General features: G+C 42.6%; 6 protein-coding genes. 5 read left to right on the forward strand and 1 reads right to left on the reverse strand.

The features are described from left to right. The first annotated feature begins 149 nt into the window (after positions 1–149). From AAOP42_RS00205 to AAOP42_RS00225, 5 genes are read left to right on the forward strand one after another with little or no spacing between them, the layout of a single operon-like run. Positions 150–2,678: an AAA family ATPase gene (locus tag AAOP42_RS00205; RefSeq protein ID WP_349526438.1), complete on the forward strand. Its 2,529-nt coding sequence runs from the start codon at positions 150–152 to the stop codon at positions 2,676–2,678. Then, on the forward strand, positions 2,608–3,033 hold the full coding sequence (locus AAOP42_RS00210; RefSeq protein ID WP_349526439.1) for a hypothetical protein: 426 nt from the start codon (positions 2,608–2,610) through the stop codon (positions 3,031–3,033). Before AAOP42_RS00205 ends, AAOP42_RS00210 begins: the two co-directional genes overlap by 71 nt. 11 nt (positions 3,034–3,044) lie before the next feature. Continuing rightward, a complete protein-coding gene (locus tag AAOP42_RS00215; RefSeq protein WP_349526440.1) occupies positions 3,045–3,575 on the forward strand; it encodes a hypothetical protein in 531 nt (176 codons plus the stop codon). 29 nt (positions 3,576–3,604) lie between these two features. Then, positions 3,605–3,874 carry a helix-turn-helix domain-containing protein gene (locus AAOP42_RS00220; RefSeq protein WP_349526441.1) on the forward strand — a complete coding sequence of 90 codons (270 nt, stop codon included), beginning with the start codon at positions 3,605–3,607 and terminating at the stop codon, positions 3,872–3,874. Positions 3,875–3,897: 23 nt separating this feature from the next. Then, entirely contained in the window at positions 3,898–5,433 is a 1,536-nt protein-coding gene (locus AAOP42_RS00225) for a type IV secretory system conjugative DNA transfer family protein (protein ID WP_349526442.1), read from the forward strand. An 11-nt stretch (positions 5,434–5,444) separates the two neighbouring features. Here the strand turns inward: AAOP42_RS00225 and AAOP42_RS00230 are convergent, their stop codons facing one another. After that, positions 5,445–6,542 (reverse strand): Fic family protein, encoded by a 1,098-nt coding sequence (locus AAOP42_RS00230; RefSeq protein ID WP_349526443.1) that lies wholly within the window; start codon positions 6,540–6,542, stop codon positions 5,445–5,447. Positions 6,543–7,125 lie beyond the last annotated feature (583 nt).

The raw sequence follows: 7,125 nt of genomic DNA on the forward strand, positions 1-7,125 counted from the left end.
TGGTTGACTTCCCTGTCAAACACAGATTTACTGCCATCATTTTGAACTCCTTATCGAAGTGTCTTCTTTCTTGTTTCATCTTATGTAAATTTAGCTTAACGAGCTTAACTTACTGTCCTGTCAAATGTAGCAGTTCCAATAATCGTAAAGTGGGCTGGGACATAACGACCCTCCCGCCGAAGAGCTTTAGCATCCTTTCAGCCTTTAGCAATGACCCAGCGCTTGAAAAGGCTTTTAAAGATAGCAACCGCCAAATGATGGAAGAAGCTGAGCGCCTAATACTTGCCCAGGCCAACACTCAATATGGCCGTTTTTTTGAGCAAACGGGCAATGCCTGCTGGGCTGAATTTCACCACAAGATTGGCAGGCCGGTCGAGCATGATAGAAATGGCAAGAAAGTCTTTGCCGGACAGCCTTTGGAGCATATTCATAATTTCCTAATATCTGCCACCTACAGCAAAGGGCGGGATAAGGTTTTGGCGATTGATCCTTTTTTGATTTACAAATCAGCCCCATACCTCCAGTCATATTTTCATACCGTGCTCAATAACAAAGTTGCCGAATTGGGATATCAGGTAGAGCGAACGCAAGATGCCTGGGAGGTTGTTGGTGTTTCACATCTCAATGAACGCTTTTCAGAAAGGTCAAAAATCATTGATCGGATTGCGAAAGAGAAAGGAATAACGACTGATCAGGAAAAATCAAAATTAGGCGCTCTCAGTCGTGTATCAAAAAGCAAGTCCGTACCTGAAAACGAGCTTTATGATCTCTGGAAATCACAGTTGAGCAAAGAGGAATTTGATGCACTTCAAAACCTGAAAGGACTGTCAAAAAGAACATCAAACGCAATTAGCCCGAAAGAAGCAATAGACAGAAGCCTTGAACATTTCCTTCAAAGAGCCTCGATTGCAGAAACCAACAGGGTATTGGGCAAAGCAATGGAGATAAGTTACGGCAGTGGCCACAGTCCTGCTGATTTTGAAAAGGAGTTAAAAAGCAGGGAGGATATTCTCTACTCGGAAGAACATGGCGTTCCGATCCTGAGCACCCGTCAAATGGTGCGAATGGAAGAGAGAATGATTACTATGGCCGTTTCCGGAAAGGGCAAATTCAAAGCGCTTAACCCAGAATACAAAATCAAACGGGAATTCCTGAACGAAGATCAGCGAAAAGCGATCCGTGAAGCCTTGAGTACGCAAGACCAGTTTTTTGCCATAGAGGGCAAGGCAGGATCAGGGAAAAGCACCTTGTTGCAGGAATTGTCCGATGGGTTAAAAGCTGTTTCCAGGAACATTGTCCCGATTGCTCCTAGTTCGCAAGCCGTGGAGGTGCTTCGCAAGGAAGGATTTGAAGATGCACAAACCATAGCGTCATTTCTGATCAATCCAAAGCTTCAGGAGAACATTCAGGACGGTGTATTATGTGTCGATGAGGCCTCTATGATCGGAATCCCGACCATGTCGAAAATCCTTACGATCAGTAAGGAACGCAATGCCAGGACGATCATGGCAGGAAACATCCGGCAGCACTCAAGTCCCGGGGAATATGGGGATGCGCTTCGCATCCTTCAGCAATCAGGCCTAAAAACTGTCCATGTTCAACAGAATATGAGACAGAAGCCAGCCGACTATAAAAAGGCTGTGGATCTGATTAGCCAAAAAAAGCTCCTTCAAGGCTATCAGATTTTGGACAAACAAATGAAGGCTGTTCATGAGATTCCTGAATATGAGGATCGTCTGAATAAAATCAGTGATGATTACATCAATTCCGTCAAAGCAAAACGCAGTGCCTTAATTGTAAGTCCAACACATGCCGAGGGCGATAAAATCACTGAAATTGTTCGTGAGAAGCTGAAAAAGGCAGGGCTGATCAGGGGCAAAGAAAAGTCCTTTGATACGCTGAAGGATTTAAGCCTGACGGATAGCCAGAAGAAGGATGTGATTTCGTATCAGGAAGGCCATGTTATTCGCTTCATTAAGAACCAAAAGGCTGTCGATAACAAAGCAGGGTTTAAAGCAGGGTCGCATTATGAAGTTTTGCCCCCTGGCAAAAAGGACGAAGTGAAGGTGCGTGATCTAAAAACCAAACAGGTTTTGACCCTGCCGCACCAAAGCCCTGAACACTATTCCGTCTTTCGAAAGGACAAAATGAATATTGCCGTGGGTGACCTGATACGGCCTACGGTGAACCTGAAATCGAAAGAAGGCACAAAGGTCAATAACGGCACGCCACAAGTTGTAAAAGGATTTAGCAATGGCCACATACAGCTTGAGAATGGAAAGACCCTGGCAAGGGACAGCTATCATATAGCACATAATCATGTAAACACATCACACGCCGCTCAGGGGCGTAGCTGCCAGGATGTCTATGTGAGCATGAGTGATGCTTCATTCGGAGCTGTCAACGATCAGGCTTTCTATGTGGCTGTTTCCAGGGGACGAACACGGATCAATTTATACACAAGCTCAAAACAGGAACTAAAATCAGCCATTCAAAGAAGTGGTGAAAGAACGACTGCAACTCAGGTTGCAGAAGCGCATAAGCGGCGATTGCTGGAACAAAAGCAGCGTCGGGATTATCAAAACAGGATTAAAACTATTGAGGACCATGCGGTATCAAGACAAAGACATAAAGAAACTACGAGGGATATTTCCGGCAGAATCCAAAAAACCAGATAAGGACGAGCCAGGTGAGAATAGTCCTGCGGTATTTTCTACAGGTCAATTCTACGCCATCGGTTCAGAAGATGAAGTGATCAGACGTTTTGAGATTATATGCTCAGAAAAGAAGTACAGTTTTTCATACGCCCTTCTTCCGATCTATATCCTGGAAAATAATGCAAGGCTTTACATCAAGGCATACGAACTCTTGATAACCATTGTCGGACGCAATTTGAGTCCGGTTCACAAGCACTTTAACAGAGAGAACATTCTTTGGATAAAAGCCAGTGCCAGCGGCAAGGATGATGGAAGCGCAGCTACATTTATTAAGGACATTATTATTGAAGGCGAAGCTGTAAATGAGAGCAATTAACAATATGGGTTATGAAAGGAAACGAGAAAAAACGATATAATCTGAGCCCTCAGAACCTCAATGAAGCTGAGGCTCAAAACCGCCTTGATTTATATAGCCAGCAGGGCGATGAAAGACAATATTTTTCAATTCAAAAAATCAAGAAACGCTATCTGAACAATAACCGGGCCAAGTCAGACAAAAGGGCGGTTTCGGATGCATATCTGGCGCAAGGATACAGGGCGGGCTTTACACATGCCTCACCTGATACCATCAGATATTCAAGGGAAATAGAAGACCAAAGTGAAAGAGATCAGGTTTTAAGGGAGGGCCGGAGTGAATACCGCAAGGGTGAAAACCTGAGTAAATGGTTCAACGACAAGGAGGTTGAGAAGCCAGAAGAAGAACCTAAAAATGAAGTAGCTGACAAAGCAATGGCCCGCAAACAAATCGGAAAGCTCATGGCAAATTATAATCGAGCCATTCAGCCGAAAAACGAGGAATTGAAGCCTGTATTTAAGGCGGTGCGAGGGAGGAATCCAGATCGTGGAATTGATAGATAAAAGAAAATGAATAAATAAACTTCCAGGCGATGAAAGTAATACTGATCGAAGAAGAAGCCTTTTTTGAGTTGATTGAAAGAGTGGTTGAACGGATTGGGAGCAAGCGTTCAAAAAAGGAAAGAAATTGGCTTACACCTGAAGAAGCAATGAAAGAATTGGGTGTCAAATCGACCACCACCCTTCAGCGCTACCGTGATGAAGGCAAGATCAGGTTTTCACAGCCCAGCAAAAAAATCATCCTCTATGATCCGACTTCCATTCAGGAATTTTTGGAGAGTAAGGTGCATGATACCTTCTAGTTAGAACATAAAATAATAAAGCAATGAAACTATTCGGCTCAAAAGAATCTAAATCACATGAAGCTTTGCTTGATTCAAGCCTTTACAAGGTTCCTGGCACAAACACCGTGATTACATGGGCAGACGCTGTTGAAGGTACTTTGATTACGGGGGCAACAGGGAGTGGGAAATCAAGCGGGGCGGGTAAACACATCGCACACGCAATGCTAAAAAGTAAGTTTGGCATGTGTATTCTCTGCGCCAAAAAAGATGAGCGGAACAGATGGCTCGCTTACATCAAAGAAGCTGCACCGGAACGCATGAAGGATCTGGTCATTTTCAACAAAGAAAGCGGCCTGCATTTCAATCTTCTTCAATACGAAATGGAGCGTATCGGTGAAGGATCGGGAGACGTGCTGAATGCCGTTGAAGCTTTGATGAGCCTTAACGAGCAAAACAGGGTTTACCTTTCCGGAGGAGGGGGCGGCAAAGACGAACGCTTCTGGGATTTATCCTTACGAAGATTGATTAGCCGTTGCATATCAACACTCAGGCTTGCAGGAGAAGAAGTCAGCATAACTAATATGCGTAAACTGGTTACTGATTGCTTTAAAGATGATGAGCCGGATTATTATCAAAAACTGGAGCTTCAGGCAACTAATAAAGGGGGTGATCCCCAACAACGCAAACAGGCTACTGATGAGCTGGAGTCCTGGATCGAAACCAGCTATTTCCTTCAGGTGTTATTGAAAATATCCGATAAGGAGTTTAACACTTCCGATAGCGAAGAGCTAGAACTTGCCATGAATTACTGGATCAAGGAATTCCCCAAAATCGGAGAAAAAGCAACGAGTATCATTGTGGAAAGCTTTATGGGTATTGTAGAACCTTTTTTGAACAAAGGGATATTAAAAGATCAGTTTGCAAAAGGACTTAGCCCCGATTTACTTCCTGAAAATATCTATAAAGAAGCCAGGATCGTGCTGATAGATTTTCCGGTCAAGGAATTCGGTATTGCCGGCATTTATGCAGCAACGATATTCAAAACAACCTTTCAGGCGGCAATGGAGCGCAGGGATATTGAGACGGAGAACAACCCCAGGCCTGTTGGTCTTTGGATTGATGAATACCAGCAATTCTGCACCCATAAAACGGACAGCCAATTTCAGGCAACAGCTCGTAGTTCATGGGTAGCAACCGTATATATCACGCAGAACATTAACAATATCTTCTATGTGATGGGAAATGACCAGCCGGAAGCCAAAACCAAGAGCCTGCTCGGAAACCTTAATTTGAAATTCTTTGCCAGCAACGATAATTACGACACCAATGTCTGGGCTTCAAATATGATTGGTAAGCATCTGGTCGATTTTCAGAACCTTAGTTTCAGCAAGGATATGGAGATCAGCAAAACCAAGAACCAACAGATGCAATTCCGTATCAGTCCGGATCATTTCACAATTCTTAAAACAGGTAGAAAGGGTAATGATTACATCGTGGAAACCATAGTCTTCAAATCGGGAAAAACCTGGGACAGGAATGGCAGGAATTTCGCATTGGTCGGCTTTAAACAAAGGTGATTTGTCCGTAATCAAATCAACTTAATATTCAAATAATACCGGGTGCTCTTAAGCTCTCCTGTTTTCTTAAAAGCACCAATTTCCACCATTTTTGTTAAGTCTCGTGTAGTGGTGGCACTTGGAGTTCCAGTTATGGAGCTGTAATTTTTTGCGCTAAGCCCACCTTTGAAACCCGATATGCCTTCACTAAATATCCGATCAACAACTTTGAGCTGACGGTCATTGAGTTGTCCTGAGAAGCGTTGGTAGAATTTACCTTTCTCAATGATAAAGTGAATAACTTTTTGTGTGTAGTCCTGTGCTTTCAAAACAGTTTCACAGAAATATTGAATCCAGCCATTGATCTCAAGACCTTTGTTGTAGGTCTCAAGAGCCTTATAATAGGCTTTTTTATCTTCTTCTATTGTATGGGATAAGGCTATCAGAACAGGCCGACCCAGGCTTTGAGACAGTGACTTTTCACAGATGGCCCGACCAATCCTTCCATTTCCATCTTCAAATGGATGAATACATTCAAAGTACAGGTGGGCAATTGCTGCCCTGGTCAGTGCTGGAAGCTGATTTTCTGTCTCATTAAACCAATTGATAAAGCGTTTCATTTCATCAGTGACTTGTGCCGAGGGTGGAGCTTCAAAATGAACAGTTGACCGTCCCAGGGGCCCTGATACAACTTGCATAGGGTCTTCATGTGTCCTGTATCTCCCTATGTCAAACAGGTCCTGTCTTCCATTGGTAAGGAATTTATGCCAGTAAAACAGGATGTCTTCATTTAAGGGCTTTTGATAATTCCGGTACAGATCGACCATAATTTCAGCAATACCCTGTTCTGCCGATGGTATTCTTCGGTGATCAGTTTGCAGGCCAAAATGTTTCCGAATAGAGGATTGCACGGAATCCCTGTTCAGTATTTCACCCTCTATTTCAGAAGTTTTAAGCGCTTCATCGCTCATCAGGTCGATCTTCAGGGCTTCTTGGTGAGCTTCATCAATATGCTGAAGACTGCCTTGTATAATGCCAGCCTTTTCAATGAATTTTTTTTCAAATCCTACAAAATTCGCCTTATTATAAGTGAATTCCGGCCAATCTTTGTGTTGCCAATTCCAAATCATGATTAATAAACCCGTCTTTTATAGATCAATATAGCATATAAAAATGATCTATAAAACTTTATTTTATAGATCAACCCTTAAAATTATGGTCTAAACCTGTAAAGAAACCTTATCAAAAATGATAATACCTGCTCTCTTTCTTATTGCAATGTAGATTCTAAGAACAAAACAACCTCCCCTTTTAGGGTCATATTCATAAAGTAAATCAGATTTGAAGTTAAAAACTAGCAGCTAATCGAGCCCGGTTTTTTGGTTTCAGGACTATTGTATTACTGTTATATAAATCGGGAAAGACATGGGGTAAAAACAAACAGAATTTTGTGCCAGTAGGGTTTAAGCATAGGGGGTAATGCTACTACTCAACCCAACCTTTTTTTCAAGCGAGCCATTAAATCCATACGCTCATGAAAGAAAGCAATAACTATTATTGGAGCATCTTTTGGGACTAGGAGTCTGTCGGACTTTCAATAATCAGGAGAGTAAAAAATTCAATTTTCAGAACCTAAAATTAGATTTTGATCGTCCCTTTTTCGAATACGGTTTTGGTTTTGGTTTTTTTTCCTGTTTTTGCGCTAAACCGGAC

The organism is Reichenbachiella sp. MALMAid0571, assembly GCF_040151475.1.
Lineage (GTDB): Bacteria > Bacteroidota > Bacteroidia > Cytophagales > Cyclobacteriaceae > CAXBNB01.

What these genes read in the sequence shown, in the direction of transcription:
- AAOP42_RS00210 (WP_349526439.1), top strand. Translation starts at nt 2,608, where the DNA reads ATGCGGTATCAAGACAAAGACATAAAGAAACTACGAGGGATATTTCCG.
- AAOP42_RS00215 (WP_349526440.1), top strand. Translation starts at nt 3,045, where the DNA reads ATGAAAGGAAACGAGAAAAAACGATATAATCTGAGCCCTCAGAACCTC.
- AAOP42_RS00220 (WP_349526441.1), top strand. Translation starts at nt 3,605, where the DNA reads ATGAAAGTAATACTGATCGAAGAAGAAGCCTTTTTTGAGTTGATTGAA.
- AAOP42_RS00225 (WP_349526442.1), top strand. Translation starts at nt 3,898, where the DNA reads ATGAAACTATTCGGCTCAAAAGAATCTAAATCACATGAAGCTTTGCTT.
- AAOP42_RS00230 (WP_349526443.1), bottom strand. Translation starts at nt 6,542, where the DNA reads ATGATTTGGAATTGGCAACACAAAGATTGGCCGGAATTCACTTATAAT.